14 protein-coding genes are annotated in these 17,486 nt (G+C 72.0%); 3 read left to right on the top strand and 11 right to left on the bottom strand.

All coding sequences use genetic code 11. The features are described from left to right. Positions 1-39: 39 nt before the first annotated feature. Positions 40-1,176, bottom strand: coding sequence for a molecular chaperone DnaJ (dnaJ, locus tag ACIA6T_RS04625; protein ID WP_085572087.1), 1,137 nt, complete (start codon positions 1,174-1,176; stop codon positions 40-42). After that, on the bottom strand, positions 1,176-2,192 hold the full coding sequence (gene hrcA, locus ACIA6T_RS04620) for a heat-inducible transcriptional repressor HrcA (protein WP_399445077.1): 1,017 nt from the start codon (positions 2,190-2,192) through the stop codon (positions 1,176-1,178). Before hrcA ends, dnaJ begins: the two co-directional genes overlap by 1 nt. A gap of 170 nt (positions 2,193-2,362) precedes the next feature. On the opposite strand from hrcA, the gene ACIA6T_RS04615 reads away from it, so the two are divergent. After that, positions 2,363-3,097, top strand: a complete 735-nt coding sequence (locus ACIA6T_RS04615) for an MBL fold metallo-hydrolase (RefSeq protein WP_399445076.1) — start codon at positions 2,363-2,365, stop codon at positions 3,095-3,097. Between the two features lie 34 nt (positions 3,098-3,131). Then, positions 3,132-3,932: a DUF3097 domain-containing protein gene (locus ACIA6T_RS04610; protein ID WP_399445075.1), complete on the top strand. Its 801-nt coding sequence runs from the start codon at positions 3,132-3,134 to the stop codon at positions 3,930-3,932. A gap of 160 nt (positions 3,933-4,092) precedes the next feature. Here ACIA6T_RS04610 and hemW read toward each other — a convergent pair whose 3' ends face one another. From hemW to lepA, 4 genes are all read right to left on the bottom strand, one after another. Continuing rightward, positions 4,093-5,325 carry a radical SAM family heme chaperone HemW gene (gene hemW / locus ACIA6T_RS04605; RefSeq protein ID WP_399445074.1) on the bottom strand — a complete coding sequence of 411 codons (1,233 nt, stop codon included), beginning with the start codon at positions 5,323-5,325 and terminating at the stop codon, positions 4,093-4,095. A gap of 27 nt (positions 5,326-5,352) precedes the next feature. After that, positions 5,353-7,569, bottom strand: coding sequence for a SpoIIE family protein phosphatase (locus ACIA6T_RS04600; protein WP_399445073.1), 2,217 nt, complete (start codon positions 7,567-7,569; stop codon positions 5,353-5,355). A 244-nt stretch (positions 7,570-7,813) separates the two neighbouring features. Beyond that, positions 7,814-9,688, bottom strand: coding sequence for an AMP-dependent synthetase/ligase (locus ACIA6T_RS04595; RefSeq protein WP_399445072.1), 1,875 nt, complete (start codon positions 9,686-9,688; stop codon positions 7,814-7,816). A gap of 257 nt (positions 9,689-9,945) precedes the next feature. Next, positions 9,946-11,814 (bottom strand): translation elongation factor 4, encoded by a 1,869-nt coding sequence (lepA, locus tag ACIA6T_RS04590; RefSeq protein ID WP_399445071.1) that lies wholly within the window; start codon positions 11,812-11,814, stop codon positions 9,946-9,948. A gap of 242 nt (positions 11,815-12,056) precedes the next feature. Here lepA and rpsT point away from each other — a divergent pair, with 242 nt between their 5' ends. Further along, a complete protein-coding gene (rpsT, locus tag ACIA6T_RS04585) occupies positions 12,057-12,323 on the top strand; it encodes a 30S ribosomal protein S20 (RefSeq protein WP_399445070.1) in 267 nt (88 codons plus the stop codon). Positions 12,324-12,507: 184 nt separating this feature from the next. On the opposite strand, the gene ACIA6T_RS04580 is transcribed toward rpsT, so the two are convergent. The 5 genes from ACIA6T_RS04580 to ACIA6T_RS04560 all read right to left on the bottom strand — a co-directional run bounded on the left by ACIA6T_RS04580 (position 12,508) and on the right by ACIA6T_RS04560 (position 17,336). Further along, entirely contained in the window at positions 12,508-12,903 is a 396-nt protein-coding gene (locus ACIA6T_RS04580; protein WP_399445069.1) for a nuclear transport factor 2 family protein, read from the bottom strand. Between the two features lie 144 nt (positions 12,904-13,047). Beyond that, positions 13,048-14,037, bottom strand: a complete 990-nt coding sequence (holA, locus tag ACIA6T_RS04575) for a DNA polymerase III subunit delta (RefSeq protein ID WP_399445068.1) — start codon at positions 14,035-14,037, stop codon at positions 13,048-13,050. 114 nt (positions 14,038-14,151) lie between these two features. After that, a complete protein-coding gene (locus ACIA6T_RS04570) occupies positions 14,152-14,406 on the bottom strand; it encodes a hypothetical protein (protein ID WP_385058088.1) in 255 nt (84 codons plus the stop codon). A 39-nt stretch (positions 14,407-14,445) separates the two neighbouring features. Beyond that, positions 14,446-15,285 (bottom strand): arylamine N-acetyltransferase, encoded by an 840-nt coding sequence (locus ACIA6T_RS04565; RefSeq protein WP_399445308.1) that lies wholly within the window; start codon positions 15,283-15,285, stop codon positions 14,446-14,448. Between the two features lie 191 nt (positions 15,286-15,476). Next, positions 15,477-17,336 (bottom strand): DUF4157 domain-containing protein, encoded by a 1,860-nt coding sequence (locus ACIA6T_RS04560; RefSeq protein ID WP_399445067.1) that lies wholly within the window; start codon positions 17,334-17,336, stop codon positions 15,477-15,479. Positions 17,337-17,486: the final 150 nt, after the last annotated feature.

Raw genomic sequence — 17,486 nt, 5'->3', positions numbered from 1 at the left:
GCAGCAGACCACCACCCGCGCGCGCCCGGCACCAACCGGTCAACGCCCGTTGAAGGCATCCTTCAACCGCGAGAAGAGTCCTTGCTGCCCCGGCTGGAACTGCCCCGTGGGCCGTTCCTCCCCCCGGAGCTTGGCCAGTTCGCGGAGCAGGCGTTCCTGTTCCGGGTCGAGCTTGGTCGGGGTCTGGACCTCGACGTGGACGATGAGGTCGCCCCGGCCGCCGCCGCGCAGGTGGGTGACGCCCCGGCCGTGGAGCGGGATCGACTGGCCGGACTGGGTGCCGGGCCGGATGTCGACCTCCTCCATGCCGTCCAGCGTCTCCAGCGGCACCTTGGTGCCGAGGGCCGCCGCCGTCATAGGGAGGGTGACCGTGCAGTGCAGGTCGTCGCCGCGCCGCTGGAACTGCGCGTGCGGGAGCTCGTGGATCTCCACGTACAGGTCACCGGCGGGACCGCCGCCGGGCCCGACCTCGCCCTCGCCGGCCAGCTGGATCCGGGTGCCGTTGTCGACACCGGCCGGGATCTTGACCGTGAGGGTGCGCCGGGAACGGATGCGGCCGTCGCCCGCGCACTCCGGGCACGGGGTGGGGACGACCGTGCCGAAGCCCTGGCACTGCGGGCAGGGGCGGGACGTCATAACCTGGCCCAGGAAGGACCGCGTGACCTGCGAGACCTCACCGCGACCGCGGCACATGTCACAGGTCTGGGCCGTGGTGCCCGGAGCCGCGCCCTCGCCGCTGCACGTCGTGCAGACGACGGCCGTGTCGACCTGGATGTCCTTGGTCGTGCCGAACGCGGCCTCGTCGAGCTCGACGTCGATGCGGATCATCGCGTCCTGGCCCCGGCGGGTGCGCGAGCGCGGCCCGCGCTGCGACGCCGTGCCGAAGAACGCGTCCATGATGTCGGAGAAGTTGCCGAAGCCACCGGCCCCGAAGCCGCCCGCGCCACCGCCGCCGGCCTGCGAGAGGGGGTCGCCGCCGAGGTCGTAGACCTGCTTCTTCTGCGGGTCCGACAGGACCTCGTAGGCGGCGTTGATCTCCTTGAACCGCTCCTGCGTCTTGGGATCAGGATTGACGTCCGGATGCAGCTCGCGGGCGAGCCTCCGGAAGGCCTTCTTGATCTCCTCCTGCGACGCGTCGCGACGCACGCCGAGTACGGCGTAGTAGTCCGTGGCCACTACGACTCCGCCAGGATCTGTCCGACGTACCGTGCCACTGCGCGTACCGCTCCCATCGTTCCCGGGTAGTCCATGCGGGTCGGTCCGACCACGCCGAGCTTGGCAACAGCCTCGCCGCCCGAACCGTAGCCCACCGACACGACGGACGTGGAGTTGAGTCCCTCATGGGCGTTCTCATGACCGATACGGACGGTCACGCCCGGATCCTTCGCCTCACCGAGCAACTTGAGGAGCACGACCTGCTCCTCCAGCGCCTCCAGGACGGGCCGGATCACGAGAGGGAAGTCATGTCCGAAGCGGGTGAGATTGGCGGTGCCGCCGATCATCAGCCGCTCCTCGTTCTCCTCGACGAGCGTCTCCAGGAGGGTGGAGAGCACCGTCGAGACCGTACCGCGGTCGTCCGCCTCGAAGGCCTCGGGGAGGTCCTCCACCAGGCCCGGCACATCGCTGAACCGGCGGCCCGCGACCCGGCTGTTGAGCCGCGCCCGCAGATCCGCGAGCGACGACTCGCCGAACGGCGCCGGGCAGTCGACCATGCGCTGCTCGACCCGCCCGGTGTCCGTGATCAGCACCAGCATCAGCCGCGCGGGGGCGAGCGCCAGCAGTTCCACGTGCCGCACCGTGGAGCGGGTCAGCGACGGGTACTGCACGACGGCGACCTGCCGGGTGAGCTGCGCGAGCAGCCGTACGGTCCTGGCCACCACGTCGTCGAGGTCGACGGCGCCCTCGAGGAAGTTCTGGATGGCGCGCCGCTCGGGCGCGGTCATCGGCTTGACGCCGGCCAGCTTGTCGACGAACAGCCGGTAGCCCTTGTCGGTGGGGATGCGCCCGGCGCTGGTGTGCGGCTGGGCGATGAAGCCCTCGTCCTCCAGGGCCGCCATGTCGTTGCGCACGGTGGCCGGGGAGACGCCGAGGTTGTGCCGCTCGGTGAGGGCCTTGGAGCCGACGGGCTCCTCGGTGCCCACGTAGTCCTGGACGATGGCGCGCAGCACCTGGAGCCTGCGTTCACTGAGCATCGCGCACACCTCCAGAAGCCTTCCGCGCGGTACCTTCCCTGTCCGCCTGGCACTCTTCGCACGCGAGTGCCAGACTTACCCGCCCAGTGTACGGCCGGGGGGTACGCACCGGGCAAGGCCGGTCCCCGCGCCGTCGCGCCGGACGGCGTCGTCCCCGATAGCGTCCCGTCATGACCGTGACTTGGGAAGAGTCGGGATGGGAACAAGTGGCCGCCGGGGTGGGGCGGTGCCGGCTGCCGGGGTGGGACTGCACGGCGGGGCTCGTCGTGGGCGCGGAGGGCGTGCTGCTCGTCGACGCGGGTTCCGGTCTGGGCGAGGGCGCGTGGTTGCGGACTCAGGCGCAGGCGCTCACCGGTCGCCGTGTGACGCATCTCGCGCTCACCCACCCCCACTTCGACCACATTCTCGGGTCGGCGGTGTTCGCGGGCGCGGAGGTGTTCGGCGCGGTGGGCATGGACACGGTGCTGACGGGGCGCGGGCGTGAGGAGCTGCGCGCGGACGCGGTGCGGTGGGGGCTGGACGCGCGGGTGGCGGAGGAGGCCGTGGACGCGCTGGTCCCGCCGCGGCACGCGGTGTCCGGCGAGTGGACGCTCGACCTCGGCCCGGACGGTGGCCGGCAGGTGCTGCTGGCGAACGTGGGCCCCGGGCACACCGCCCACGACCTCGCGGTCCTCGTCCCCGGCGATCCGGAGGTGGTCTTCTGCGGCGACCTGGTCGAGGAGTCGGGCGAACCGCAGGCCGGCCCCGACGCCGTACCGTCGCACTGGCCGGCCGCGCTGGACCGGCTCCTCGAACTGGGCGGCGAGGACGCACGGTACGTCCCCGGTCACGGCGCGGTGGTGGACGCGGCGTTCGTACGGGCCCAGCGCGACGCCCTGGCGGCCCGTTTCGGCGTGTCGGACTGATCGCGGCGGGCGCGCTCCTCGTATCGTCATCAGAATGCGCCAGTACTCCGCCGATCTGACCCCTCCGTGGAAGAGACCGCAGCCGGTTCCCGAGGTCGCGGCCGAGCCCGGCCTGGTGGTGGAGGAGCCCGGCACCGGCTTCTGCGGCGCGGTGATCCGCTGCGAGGCGGGCACGGTGACGCTGGAGGACCGCTTCGGGAAGCACCGGGTGTTCCCGCTGGAACCGCGGGGCTTCCTGCTGGAGGGCCGCGTGGTGACGCTGGTGCGGCCGGCCGCAGGTCCGGTACGGCCCACCCGTACGGCGTCCGGTTCCGTCGCCGTCCCCGGCGCGCGGGCGCGGGTGGCCCGCGCGGGGCGCATCTACGTCGAGGGGCGGCACGACGCGGAGCTGGTGGAGAAGGTGTGGGGGGACGACCTGCGCGTCGAGGGGGTGGTCGTGGAGTACCTGGAGGGTGTCGACGACCTGCCCTCGATCGTCGAGGGCTTCTCCCCCGGTCCGGACGCGCGGCTGGGTGTCCTGGTGGACCACCTGGTGCCGGGCTCGAAGGAGTGGCGGATCGCCGAGGCGGTCACGAGTGAGCACGCGCTGGTGGTGGGTCACCCGTACATCGACGTCTGGGAGGCGGTGAAGCCGGCGTCGGTGGGCATCGAGGCGTGGCCTCGGGTGCCGCGGGGGCAGGACTGGAAGACGGGGGTGTGCGCGGCGCTGGGCTGGCGGGTGGCGAACACCGGGGAGGCGTGGCAGCGGATCCTCGGCTCGGTGCGGTCGTACAAGGACCTGGAGCCGCAGCTCCTGGGCCGCGTGGAGGAACTGATCGACTTCGTGACGGCGTGAGTCTCCTCACCCCCGCCGCCCCTTCCCGTCCCGAACCCGGGGCTCCGCCCCGGACCCCGCTCCTCGACCGAACCTCAGCCCCTCCGGCGTTTGAGGAGCGGGGGTCCGGGGGCAGCGCCCCCCGGGGGGACGGGAACGGGAAGGGGCGGCGGGGGCGAGATCAATCGACCAGGTCGCGCACCACGGCATCAGCCAACAGCCGCCCCCGCAGGGTGAGGGCCGCACGGCCCTCCTCGTACGGGTCGCGCTGGAGCAGTCCGTCCGTCAGGGCCCGCCGGGAAGCCGCCAGCCCCTCCGGACGGAGCAGAGAAAGCGGAACGCCCTCCTCGAGGCGCAGCTCCAGCAGGATCCGCTCCACCCGCCGGTCCTCCTCCGACAGCAGCTCACGGCCCGCCCCCGGCGACCGCCCCTCCGCCAGCGCCGCCGCGTACGCGCCCGGATGCTTGACGTTCCACCAGCGCACCCCGCCCACGTGCGAGTGGGCGCCGGGGCCCGCGCCCCACCAGTCGGCGCCGCGCCAGTACAGCTCGTTGTGCAGACAGCGGCCGGCCTCCGACGTGGCCCAGTTCGACACCTCGTACCAGTCGAAGCCCGCCCCCGACAGCATCTCCTCGGCGATCAGGTAGCGGTCCGCGTGGACGTCGTCGTCCGTCATCGGGACCTCGCCCCGCCGGACGCGGCGGGCGAGCTGCGTGCCCTCCTCGACGATCAGCGCGTACGCCGAGACGTGGTCGGGACCGGCGCCGATCGCCGCGTCCAGGGACGCCCGCCAGTCGTCGTCGGACTCCCCCGGCGTGCCGTAGATCAGGTCGAGGTTGACGTGCTCGAAGCCCGCCGCTCGGGCCTCGGCGACGCATGCCTCGGGGCGGCCGGGGGTGTGGGTGCGGTCGAGGACCTTCAGTACGTGCTGCCGGGCGCTCTGCATGCCGAAGGAGATCCGGTTGAAGCCTCCCGCGCGGAGGGCCGCCAGGTAGGCCGGGTCGACCGACTCCGGGTTCGCCTCCGTGGTCACCTCGGCGTCCGGCGCCAGCCCGAACTCCTCCCGGATCGCGCCCAGCATCCGTACGAGGTCGTCGGCGGCCAGCAGGGTGGGCGTACCCCCGCCGACGAACACCGTGCGGACCTCGCGCGGGTCGTCCCCCAGTGCCTTGCGGGCCAGGCGGACCTCGTCGACCAGGGTCTCGGCGTAGTTGTCGCGGGAGGCCAGTACGCCGCCGCTGCCGCGCAGCTCGGTCGCGGTGTACGTGTTGAAGTCGCAGTAGCCGCAGCGGGTCGCGCAGTACGGGACGTGCAGGTAGAACCCGAGGGGTCGGTCGGCGGCCCCTGCGAGCGCGGACGCGGGCAGCGCGCCGTCGGCGGGGACGGGCTCGCCGTCGGGGAGTGCGGAAGGCATGTGCTCCATTGTCCCGCACCGGCCGTGTCACTCCGCTTGGAGCACCAGCAGGGCGAGATCGTCGGCGGGCGGCCGGGCCCCGAACTCGTGCACGAGCTGCGTGATCCGTTCCGCTATCAACCCGGCGTCCATCCCCGCGCACCCCGACAGGGCCGTGGCGAGCCCGTCGCCGTCGTCGAACTGGCGGGAACCGGAGCGCCGCTCGGTGACTCCGTCGGTGACGCAGAGCAGGGTGTCGCCGGAGTACATCTCGAAGGTCTCGCTGGTGTAGGTGGCGTCCTCGACGACCCCGAGCAGGGTCTGCGGCTGGGCGACGGACCGGACCGAGCCGTCGGGGGCGAGCAGCAGGGGCAGGGGGTGTCCGGCGGAGGCGAGGGTGCAGCGGACGCCGCCGTCGAAGGGGACGAGTTCGCCGTAGAGGAGGGAGAGGAAACGGGTCTGGGGTCCGTCGCCGGGGGCGGTCGGGCGGGCACCGGCGGCCACCAGTGCGCGGGCGGCGGCGTCGGCGGCCTCGGTGGCGTCGTCGAGGAGGAGCTGGTTGAGGCGGTCGAGGACGTCGGCGACGCGGTAGCCCTCGCGGGCGAGCAGCCGCAGCCAGGGGCGGGCGAGGCCGATGACGACGGCGGCCTCCGGTCCCTTGCCCTGGACGTCGCCGACGGCGAAGCACCAGCGGCCGTGGCCGGCCGGGAAGAGGTCGTAGAAGTCGCCGCTGGGTCCGCCCTTGTCGCAGGGTTCGTAGACGAGGGCGCTGCGCACGCCGGGGATCTCGGCGACGGCGCCGGGCAGCAGTCCGCGCTGCAGCACGGCGCTGATGGTGGCCTGGCGGGAGTACTGCCGGGCGGCCCCGATGGCGAGGGCGACGCGCCGGCCGAGGTCCTCGGCCAGCCCGGTGATCTCGTCGGGGAAGCGGTCGATCCCGCCCCGCCCGATCACCAGCGTGCCGAGCGGGCGCCCGCCGGCGACGAGCCGGTAGGCGAGGGCGGCGCCGTGGGCACCGTCGGCGGGGACGTCGAGCGCGCCGCCCGGCCCGTCGACCGCATCCGCGGACCCGCCGGTCCCCTGCCCCGGCCCGTCCGGCCCGCCAGGCCCCGTACGCCGCCCGTCGAGCGCGCCGCCCGGCCCATCGAACGCCCCGCCACCGGGCGCCCTGCCCGGCACGTCGACCGGCTCACCCGGCCCCGTACGCCGCCCGTCGAGCGCGCCGCCCGGCCACGGATAGGGCGCGGGTCCCGGGTGCAGCGGGTCGCCGGGGTGGGGCGGGTTCTGTTCCAGGGCCCGGCTCAGGGCCTCGATACGGTTCTCGCTGGCGTGCCAGACGCGGGCGAGGCGGGAGCCGTCGGCACGGCTCCCCTCGCTCCAGCCGCCGCCGTGGCCGGTGGTCTCGTCCTCCAGCCACACCGCGCACCAGTCGGCCAGCCGCGGCACGATCAGCTGGCCGGTGAGCGAGGTGACCAGGTCCTCGTCGAGCTGCCCGGCGAGCAGGTCGGAGGCCTCGGCGAGGAAGGACAGGGCGCCGCGCCCCAGCCAGGTCCCGTCCCGGCCGGACCGGCGGGCGAGCCAGTCGTCGCCGTACGAGCCGCCGCGCCAGGTGTCGCGGGCGGGACCGGGCGGGCGTCGGGAGGCCGGCGGATCGAGTGCGTCCAGTGGGCCGGGGGAGCTCTGTTCCGTCCGGGGCGGCTCCGGCGCGAGGATCTCCGCCACCCGCAGGTCGCGCGCCAGCGTGCGCTCCCCGGCGTACGCCTCGATCTGGTCGTCCGCCGCGCACCCCCCTGCGGCCAGGCGCGCCCACACCGTCTTCGTGCCCGGACGGTAGGTGATCCCCCAGGCCTCGGAGAGCGCGGCGACGAGGCGCAGGCCGCGCCCGTACTCGGGGGTGTCGTACGGCGCCCCCTCCGGTTCGTTGCCGCGCGGCGCGCGGGAGGGGTGCTGGTCGGCGACCTCGACGACGAGCGCGCCGGTCCCCTCCTCCAGCCTGCACGCCACCCGGACCTCGGTACCGGCGTGCACGACGGCGTTGGTGACGAGTTCGCTGGCGATCAGCGTGGCGTCGTCGCCGACGCGGCCGGTGAGGTGTTCGGCGCCGGGCAGGGCGAGTTCCGCCCACTCGGTGAGCGCCTTGCGCAGCAGGGCGCGTGCGGCACCCGGTGCGAGGGGGCTCCCGGACAGGGTCGCGTCCACCCAGGCGCACTCCCGCGCTCCGGAGGCGCACGAGGCGGTCTCCCGTTGGGTCGGAATGGCCCCCATGGGCAGCTCCCCGGGCAGTTCGTACGAAGAGAACTCGATCGCTGCCGACAGGGTGACAGACCGGACCCGTCCATAAGCGCCGAGTCACCGAAGTGGACCGCCAAGGGTGAGAACAGCGTCAGGTGTGCGGTCGGGAACGAACAGGAAACCGTTCCGTTCCGGTCATCGTGGAAACGTGAAAAAAGGGGCGGGATCCCGCGCCGCACCGGCCCGGGACCCCGCCCCCGCAGTCACACCGTGACGGTCACGCCTCGCGCGCGCCCTCGTACATCTCCTCGATGAGGTGCTTGTACTCGCGCTCCACCACCGGGCGCTTCAGCTTCAGGCTCGGGGTGATCTCGCCGTGTTCGACGTCGAGGTCGCGGGGCAGGAGGCGGAACTTCTTGATGGTCTGCCAGCGCTGCAGGCCCTCGTTGAGCTGCTTGACGTAGCCGTCGACCATCTCGACCGTGGCGGGCGCGGCGACGACGTCCGCGTACGGCTTGCCCTCCATGCCGTTCTCGGCCGCCCAGGCGGTGAGGGCGGCCTCGTCGAGGGCGATGAGGGCGGTGCAGTAGTTCCGGTCGGCGCCGTGGACGAGGATGTTGGAGACGTAGGGGCAGACCGCCTTGAACTGGCCCTCGACCTCGGCGGGGGCGATGTACTTGCCGCCGGACGTCTTGATCAGGTCCTTCTTGCGGTCGGTGATGCGGAGGTAGCCGTCGGGCGAGAGCTCGCCGATGTCGCCGGTGTGGAACCAGCCGTCCTCCTCCAGGACCTCGGCGGTCTTCTCGGGCAGGTTGTGGTAGCCCTGCATGATGCCGGGGCCGCGCAGCAGGATCTCGCCGTCGTCGGCGATGCGGACCTCGGTGCCGGGCAGCGGCTTGCCGACGGTGCCGGTGCGGTAGGCCTCGCCGGGGTTGACGAAGGAGGCGGCGGAGGACTCGGTGAGGCCGTAGCCCTCCAGGATGTGGACGCCGGCGCCGGAGAAGAAGTAGCCGATCTCGGGGGCGAGGGCGGCGGAGCCGGAGACGCAGGCGCGCAGGTTGCCGCCGAAGGCCTCGCGGATCTTGGCGTAGACGAGCTTGTCGGCGATGCCGTGCTTCGCCGACAGGCCGAAGGGCGCGCTCGCGGTGCCGGTGCGGCGGAAGTTGTCCTGGGTGACCTTGGCGTACTCGCGGGCGACCCCGGCGGCCCACTGGAAGATCTTGTACTTGGCGCCGCCGCCGGCCTTCGCCTTGGCGGCCACGCCGTTGTAGACCTTCTCGAAGATGCGGGGCACGGCCGCCATGTAGGTCGGCCGGACCACCGGAAGGTTCTCGATGATCTTGTCGACGCGGCCGTCGACGGCGGTGACGTGGCCGGCCTCGACCTGGCCGGAGATGAGCACCTTGCCGAAGACGTGGGCGAGCGGCAGCCACAGGTACTGCACGTCGTCGGCGCTGACCAGGCCGGTGGCGGGGATGGCCTTGGCCATGTACGACCAGCAGTCGTGCGGCAGGCGTACGCCCTTGGGGCGGCCGGTGGTGCCGGAGGTGTAGATGAGGGTGGCGAGCTGGTCCTTGGTGATCGCGGCGACCCGCTCCTTGATCAGCTCCGGTTCCTTCTGGAGCCGGGCGGCGCCGAGCTTCTCCAGGTCGGTGAGGGTGATCACGAAGTCGTCGGTGTCGGCGCCGGCCGGGTCGACGACCACGACACGGGTGAGTTCGGGCAGCTCGGCGCGCTTCTCGACCGCCTTGGCCGCCTGCTCCGCGTTCTCCGCGACGAGCACCCGGCTCTGGGAGTCGGACAGGATGTAGGCGGACTCGTCGGCGTTGGTCTGCGGGTAGACCGTGGTGGTGGCGGCGCCGGCGCAGAGGATGCCGAGGTCGGCGAGGACCCATTCGACCCGGGTGGAGGAGGCGAGCGCGACCCGCTGCTCGGGCTCGACGCCCAGCTCGATCAGGCCGGCCGCGATGGCGTGGACCCGCTCGGCGGTGCCCGCCCAGGTGAGGGACTTCCAGTCGTCCGGGCCCTCGCCGGAGGCCGCCGGGACCGGGTAGCGGTAGGCCTCGGCGTCCGGTGTGGCCGCCACACGCTCCAGGAAGAGGGTCGCCACGCTCGGCGGACGGTTCTCGATCAGTGTCTGTGTGTCGCTCACGACATCCTCCGGGGCCCGCGACGGTGCGGCTGGCTCAGTGCGGCTGGGGTTTCCTCGCGTCGTTGTTTAACTCGCGAGTAACTATCGAGCACGGACAGAGTAAAGGTCGACCGGCCACGGCGTAAGGGGTCACGGCCTGTCACTTCACACAGAGGGCTACCCCGTGGACGCGCGGGGCCCGCCGTACTCGCGTACGACGGGCCCCGTTACGCCCGGTTCGCGGAGTGACCCGCGGTAACCTCCGGTCGCTTCCCCGGCTACTTCTTGGCCTTGCCGGATCCCGCGCTGTCGTCGCTGGAGAGGACGGCGATGAAGGCCTCCTGCGGAACCTCCACCGAACCCACCATCTTCATCCGCTTCTTGCCTTCCTTCTGCTTCTCCAGCAGCTTCCGCTTACGGGAGATGTCACCGCCGTAGCACTTGGCGAGGACGTCCTTGCGGATGGCGCGGATGGTCTCGCGGGCGATGACGCGGGAACCGATGGCGGCCTGGATGGGCACCTCGAAGGCCTGGCGCGGGATGAGCTCGCGCAGCTTGGCGACGAGCCGCACCCCATAGGCGTACGCCGCGTCCTTGTGGGTGATCGCGGAGAACGCGTCCACCTTGTCGCCGTGCAGCAGGATGTCGACCTTGACCAGACTGGAGGTCTGCTCACCGGTGGGCTCGTAGTCGAGGGAGGCGTAACCGCGGGTCTTGGACTTCAGCTGGTCGAAGAAGTCGAAGACGATCTCCGCGAGCGGGAGGGTGTAGCGGATCTCCACGCGGTCCTCGGAGAGGTAGTCCATGCCGAGCAGGACACCGCGCCGGGTCTGGCACAGCTCCATGATCGAGCCGATGAACTCGCTGGGCGCCAGGATGGTGGCGCGCACGACCGGCTCGTACACCTCGCCGATCTTCCCCTCGGGGAACTCGCTCGGGTTGGTGACGGTGTGCTCGCTGCCGTCCTCCATGACCACCCGGTAGACCACGTTCGGCGCGGTCGCGATGAGGTCGAGGCCGAACTCGCGCTCCAGGCGCTCGCGGATCACGTCGAGGTGCAGCAGGCCGAGGAAGCCGACGCGGAAGCCGAAGCCGAGGGCGGCGGAGGTCTCCGGCTCGTAGACCAGGGCGGCGTCGTTGAGCTGGAGCTTGTCGAGGGCCTCGCGCAGCTCCGGGTAGTCGGAGCCGTCCAGCGGGTAGAGGCCCGAGAACACCATCGGCTTGGGGTCCTTGTAGCCGCCGAGCGCCTCCTCGGCGCCCTTGTGCTGGCTGGTGACGGTGTCACCGACCTTCGACTGGCGGACGTCCTTCACACCGGTGATGAGGTAGCCCACCTCGCCGACGCCGAGGCCGTCGGCGGACAGCATCTCCGGCGAGTTGGTGCCGATCTCCAGCAGCTCGTGGGTGGCGCCGGTGGACATCATCCGGATCCGCTCGCGCTTGTTGAGCTGGCCGTCGATGACACGGACGTACGTCACGACACCGCGGTAGGAGTCGTAGACCGAGTCGAAGATCATCGCGCGGGCGGGGGCGTCCTTGACGCCGACCGGGGCGGGGATCTCGGCGACCACCTTGTCCAGCAGCGCCTCGACGCCGAGGCCGGTCTTCGCGGAGACCTTGAGCACGTCGTCGGGGTCGCAGCCGACCAGGTTCGCCAGCTCCTCGGAGAACTTCTCGGGCTGCGCGGCCGGCAGGTCGATCTTGTTGAGCACCGGGATGATCGTGAGGTCGTTCTCCATCGCCAGGTAGAGGTTGGCGAGGGTCTGGGCCTCGATGCCCTGGGCGGCGTCGACCAGGAGGACGGTGCCCTCGCAGGCGGCGAGCGAGCGGGAGACCTCGTACGTGAAGTCGACGTGCCCGGGGGTGTCGATCATGTTGAGGATGTGCGTGGCGCTCTTGTCGTGCGTGGGCGCCCACGGCAGACGCACCGCCTGGGACTTGATCGTGATGCCGCGCTCGCGCTCGATGTCCATGCGGTCGAGGTACTGAGCGCGCATCTGCCGCTGCTCGACCACTCCGGTCAGCTGGAGCATCCGGTCGGCGAGCGTGGACTTGCCGTGGTCGATGTGCGCGATGATGCAGAAATTGCGGATCAGCGCCGGGTCGGTACGGCTCGGCTCGGGCACATGGCTGGGGATCGCGGGCACGCAGGGTCCTGATTCTTGAGGCGTCCGCATACGTGTGCTTGTGCGTCTGCGGTCTCGGGTCGGATCGATACGTAGCTTCCATGGTCCCACGGGTGGCGACCGGGAACGGGTTTGGGCCACCGAACAGGCCGCTGGTAGTGTGAGGGGCTGTGTCTCATGCCCTCTCAGCGCGAGGCACACCCCAAGAAATCACCGGTACGGGTCCCGAGCGGTCCCGTGCCAGAACCTGTAGAGGCTCATTCGTGGCGAACATCAAGTCCCAGATCAAGCGGAACAAGACCAACGAGAAGGCCCGGCTGCGCAACAAGGCCGTCAAGTCCTCTCTGAAGACCGCGGTCCGCAAGGCCCGTGAGGCCGCCGCCGCGGGTGACGTCGAGAAGGCCACCGAGTACCAGCGCGCCGCCGCGCGTCAGCTCGACAAGGCCGTCTCCAAGGGCGTCATCCACAAGAACCAGGCCGCCAACAAGAAGTCGGCGCTGGCTCAGAAGGTCGCGGCCGTCAAGGGCTGAACCACCCTTTTGATCTGACCGCCGGCGGGACCCCGGGCGGGCCCTCTCTCATCCGCCCCCGGCCGGCACCCCGAGCTCGTACGCGGCCTGCGTTCGCCACGCGGGTGCGAGCTCACACGCTTCGACCGAAGGCCCCGCCCTCACACCCTTCCCCGGGTGGTGGGCGGGGCCTTCGGCCTTCTCCTCACGCCCAGAAGTCGTCGGCCGCCTCGAGGTCCTCGATGCACTCGTCGACATCGGTGATCCTGTCTCCGACGATCCGGAAGACGTAGCACGCCATCTGTTCGAAGCTTTCCCCCTGCCGCTCGGCACGCACGCGGTGCACCGCCACCGCATGACCGCGGCCGTCGACGAGGACGTGGCGCAGCTCGATGTCCATGGTCCCGCCGGACTCCTGGGCGAGTTGCTCGTGGAAGCCGATGACCGCGTCCTGCCCCTTGTAGTCGCCCGCCAGAGGATGGCTCCCGGGTGCGTGGTAGGTGGCATCCGCGGACATCAGTCCCCGCAGGGCATCCATGTCGCCGCGCGAGAACGCCTCGTAGCTCTTGCGGACGAGCATTGCGTGCGGGTGTTCGGCCATGACGCTCGCCACCTTCCCACTGCTGGGCGGTCGAAGGCCGTCACCCTTTATTCTCCTCCCCGGCGGGAGGGTGGCGACTCGATCACAGGGTCGCGCCGCGCGTGCCACGCCCGGCCTCCCGCCCGCGCCGTCTCACCGCGGGTGCTACGCCCGTCCCCGCGAGCGCGCCGCGCGGGCGATGGTGACGACGGCCTTCTCCAGGGCGTACTCCGGGTCGTCCCCGCCGCCCTTCACACCCGCGTCCGCCTCGGCGACCGCGCGCAGCGCCACGGCCACGCCGTCCGGGGTCCAGCCACGCATCTGCTGCCGGACCCGGTCGATCTTCCAGGGCGGCATGCCCAGCTCGCGGGCGAGATCGGCGGATCTGCCGCCGCGCGCCGACGACAGCTTGCCGATCGCCCGTACCCCCTGGGCCAGCGCACTGGTGATCAGGACCGGGGCCACCCCGGTCGACAGCGACCAGCGCAGGGCTTCCAGCGCCTCCGCCGCACGTCCTTCGACCGCCCGGTCGGCGACTTCGAAACTCGACGCCTCGGCCCGCCCGGTGTAGTACCGGCCGACGACCGCCTCGTCGATCGTGCCCTCGACGTCCGCGACCAGCTGGGACACCGCCGAGGCCAGCTCCCGCAGATCGCTGCCGATGGCGTCGACCAGCGCCTGGCACGCCTCCGGGGTGGCCGACCGGCCGGTGGTCCGGAACTCGCCGCGCACGAAGGCCAGCCGGTCCGCCGGCTTGGTCATCTTCGGACACGCCACCTCGCGCGCCCCCGCCTTGCGCGCCGCGTCGAGCAGCCCCTTGCCCTTGGCGCCGCCCGCGTGCAGCAGGACCAGCGTGATCTCCTCGGCGGGCGAGCCGAGGTACGCCTTCACGTCCTTGACGGTGTCGGCGGACAGGTCCTGCGCATCGCGTACGACCACGACCTTGCGCTCCGCGAAGAGCGACGGGCTGGTCAGCTCGGCGAGGGTGCCGGGCTGGAGCCGGTCCGGTGTCAGGTCGCGTACGTCCGTGTCGGCGTCGGTGGCCCGCGCGGCGGCCACCACCTCCCGTACGGCACGGTCGAGCAGCAGGTCCTCCTGGCCCACGGCGAGCGTCACCGGGGCGAGGAGGTCGTCGGATGCGGTCTTCCTGGCCATCGCGACAAGCATCCCACGCGCCACTGACACCGCCGCCCGGCCGGCGGTCACCGGGCTACGGCTCCCCGGCCGACGGCTACCGGACTACGGCTCCTCCCGCCGACGGCTACCGGGCTACGGCTCCTCCCGCCAGCCGTCCCACCCGGCCACGAACTCGTTCAGCTCCCCGGGGTCCAGCCGGGCCGGTTCGTCCCGCAGGACGACGAGCCACTGCGCGTCCTCCGCGTCGTCCTCCCCCGCCAGGGCGTCCCGTACCAGCCGCGGCTCCTCGTCCACGCCGAACCGTTCCCCGAGGGCCTCGGCCACCTCCTCCGCGGCATCACGGTCGGGCAGCACCAGCACATGTCGCACATCACTCACACGGGCCATTGTCCGGTACGGGGGTCGGCCGCCCGTCCCGGTGCCCGGTCAGCCGCCCGTCACGGTGGCGCGCACCGTCGGCACCGTGTCCAGCGCGATCCCGAACCGGTCCCGGTAGAGCGCGAGCACCTCCTCGTCCGTCCCGGTCTCGTGCTCCTGCCGCGTCCCGTCCGGCGCGGTGACCGTGAACCGCCGGCCGCTGAGCGTGATCCTGCCCCCGTCCCCGGTGATCCGCGAGCACACCGGCGACCGCGTGAAGTGGGAGGCCGGTGAGCTGCTGTGCCACCACGCCCCGGCCGTGAAGTCGGCGAGCGTCCTCGGCCGGACCTCCAGCCGGTACACCGGCAGCCCGTTCCGGCTCACGTCCAGGTCCGCCGCCTCCACCCGGTCGGACCCGCCGCGCACCCCGGCCGCGTCGGCGCCCGCCTCGGCGATCCGGAACGTGCCCCCGGGATCCTCCTGCTCCCCGCGCTCCCCGAAGGCCAGCGGCAGGTGGAAGTGGGCGCCGAAACCGACGTCGGCCAGCCAGTCGCCGCCGTCCACCGTCCGTACCCGCAGCGCGAGATGGTCGTACGGGATGCCGAGCCGGCCCCCGTCGCCGTACACCCGCGCCGCGAGCAGCTGGACGTCATAGCCGAGGGCGGCGAGCAACGCCCCGAAGACGCCGTTGAGTTCGTAGCAGAACCCGCCCCGCCGCGCCTCCACCACCTTGTCCAGCAGCCGCTTCCCCTCCAGCACGACCTCCTCGCCGAGATGAATGGACAGGTTCTCGAACGGCACGGTCTCCAGATGCCGCAGGTGCAGCTCGCGCAGCGCGTCCACGGTGGGCCAGGCGGGCTGCTCGACGCCCAGGCGGCGCAGATAGGCGTCGACTCCCGCGGTGTTCATCCCCTCAGTCATGCCCTCAGTGTCGCGCCACCCGCGGTTCCCCGCTCCCGTTTCCGCCCCCGGTCACCGCCGGTGCCCCGTCCCGGTCCGTCCACAGCGCCGTCGTTCCCGGTCCGCGGCCCGGTGACCGTGTTCGGGTCGGGCCGGGAGCTGTGTCCCGCGCTCGGCTTGCTCGCCGCCCGGCAGAAGCGCTACTGGTCGGCGGGCTGCCGCAGGCGCTCCGCGGCGGTCCGCAGATCCGACAGCCACTGACGGTAGTTCCCGAACGTCTCGACGAAGTAGTTCAGCTTGCCGCTCCAGTCCTCCCTGCTGTTCTCGTGCTTGTTGAGCACGGTCTGCAGCGACACCCACGTGACACCGGCGAAGCGCACGGCCAAGCCGGTGCCCTCGTGCAGCTTGGCGGCATTTCCGGCGAGGAGGATTTCCCCCACACCGTCGGCCACCCTCCTCTGGGCCTCGGTGACCACGTCCTGCACGTCCTTCGGGGCCTTGCGCGCCTTGATCGCCTCGCCCGCGCCGCTGACGATGCCCAGGTGCTTGTGGGCCAGGCCCTTGTAGACCGCGCCGGCCTGGCTGAATCTCCGGTCGCCGTCAGCCGGTCCCAGGTTGAGCGGACGGGCGGAGGTCTTGCCGATGCGCGCGTCGTTCATGTCGGACGCGGACACCAGGACCTCCTGGCCGAGGACCTCCCAGCCGTTCTGCCCGAAGCTCAGCATGTTCGTGACCTCGGGCAGGGTCCTGCCGGCCCCGGGCCCCATGTACTCCTCGTCGCCGAACCAGTCCGTGGTGCGGTGGGTGTGCTGGAATTCCAGCGCGTCCGCCATCCGACTGCCGGGCGACTGGTAGTGCCAGGCCCGGAACATGCCCGGCCCCTGGGAGCTCCCGGTGACGGCGAAGGCGCATCCGTTCATCGTGGCCGTGAAGACGAGGCCCGCACCCGGAGCGTCCCCCGGCTCCTTCGGGATCTCCTGGTGGCCCACCTGCGTCTCGGGATTGCGCGCGCCACCCGTGAGGTAGGGGACGTACGAGGAGTGGAGGTAGCTGCTCTCGGGCTGGACGGGCGGCAGGTCCGGGTGCCCGGCGAGCTCCTGCAGGAACGGGTACGCCGCCCGGTGCTCCTGGTCCGCCACGTACATCTCCAGGGCGGGGGTCAACAGGTACGCCGGGCCGGAACCCTGTCGCCGCGGGTCGGCCGTCAGGACGAACCAGTGACGGGTCAGGCCGCCCAGGATCGACCCGAGTTTGTGGTACGCGTCATTCAGTGCCGGTCGGCTCCAGCGCGCCTTCATGCCCGCCACCACGTCCATGGAGAGCATGTTGGCCGCCAGGAAGTCCCGCGGATTGTCGGTCAGGTCCTCCTCCACCGTGCGCTGCACCATGACCTCGGACGCCCCCGAGGCGGTCTGGAGGGGCACGGCCCCGTGCGCGGCGTCGTCCACCTGACGCTGGACCGGAGCCGGGCCCGACACGATGCGCGCCGCGTTCGCCTCGGCTTCGCGCTCGAAACGGTCGGAGGGGTCCGAGATCCGCAGCCCCGAACCGTTGTCCGTCCCCTCGACCGGACCCCGGCTCTGCTGGATCACATGGGTCAGCTCGTGGGCCATGGTGCGCCGGTCGGCCCCGCCCTTGCCGATGACGATGTGGTTGCCGGCGGTGTAGGCGCCGGCCCCGATCTCGGCGGCCGACGCCTGGGCAGCGGCGTCGTCGTGGACCCGGACGCCGGAGAAGTCCGCGCCCATCTTGGGCTCCAGATCGGCGCGAAGGGCCGAGTCCAGCGGACGACCGGCCCCGCGCAGCACTTCGGACACGGCCGAGCGCTGCACCGCGGGCTGCTGCGCGCTCTCGTGGCCGCAGCCCGCGCCGTGCTGGTGTTCCTCCCGCGCCCACGGATGTCCCGTCTGCCGGAGCATCTGCACGACAGCCTGGTTGCCGAAGGCCAACTGCAGCGAGAGCAGACCGCCGGCGTGCGGCGCGGCGGACGGCCGACGCCGCCCGGAGTTCGCCAACGCCTTCGCGTCAGACCGCTCGTCCGCTTTCTCCCGGCCGCCCATTCGCACAACAAACTCCTTGCTCACCGCGGCAGTTCCCGTCCGCAACCAGATCCGGACGCACGTCAGGGCCGGACGATACGGGTCGACTCCGAAGCCTCACAAGGGCAGCCTGCCGGAATGCCCGCACAGACAGCGGAAGCTGCCCCTTCG

This window comes from Streptomyces sp. NPDC051740, from assembly GCF_044453165.1.
Classification (GTDB): Bacteria; Actinomycetota; Actinomycetes; order Streptomycetales; family Streptomycetaceae; genus Streptomyces; species Streptomyces atrovirens.
This window is presented reverse-complemented; position numbering and strand designations above follow the sequence as displayed.

Coding starts and splice junctions, on each gene's coding strand:
- hrcA (WP_399445077.1), bottom strand. CDS start 2,192: ATGCTCAGTGAACGCAGGCTCCAGGTGCTGCGCGCCATCGTCCAGGAC.
- ACIA6T_RS04615 (WP_399445076.1), top strand. CDS start 2,363: ATGACCGTGACTTGGGAAGAGTCGGGATGGGAACAAGTGGCCGCCGGG.
- ACIA6T_RS04610 (WP_399445075.1), top strand. CDS start 3,132: ATGCGCCAGTACTCCGCCGATCTGACCCCTCCGTGGAAGAGACCGCAG.
- hemW (WP_399445074.1), bottom strand. CDS start 5,325: ATGCCTTCCGCACTCCCCGACGGCGAGCCCGTCCCCGCCGACGGCGCG.
- ACIA6T_RS04600 (WP_399445073.1), bottom strand. CDS start 7,569: ATGGGGGCCATTCCGACCCAACGGGAGACCGCCTCGTGCGCCTCCGGA.
- ACIA6T_RS04580 (WP_399445069.1), bottom strand. CDS start 12,903: ATGGCCGAACACCCGCACGCAATGCTCGTCCGCAAGAGCTACGAGGCG.
- holA (WP_399445068.1), bottom strand. CDS start 14,037: ATGGCCAGGAAGACCGCATCCGACGACCTCCTCGCCCCGGTGACGCTC.
- ACIA6T_RS04570 (WP_385058088.1), bottom strand. CDS start 14,406: ATGGCCCGTGTGAGTGATGTGCGACATGTGCTGGTGCTGCCCGACCGT.
- ACIA6T_RS04565 (WP_399445308.1), bottom strand. CDS start 15,285: ATGAACACCGCGGGAGTCGACGCCTATCTGCGCCGCCTGGGCGTCGAG.
- ACIA6T_RS04560 (WP_399445067.1), bottom strand. CDS start 17,336: ATGGGCGGCCGGGAGAAAGCGGACGAGCGGTCTGACGCGAAGGCGTTG.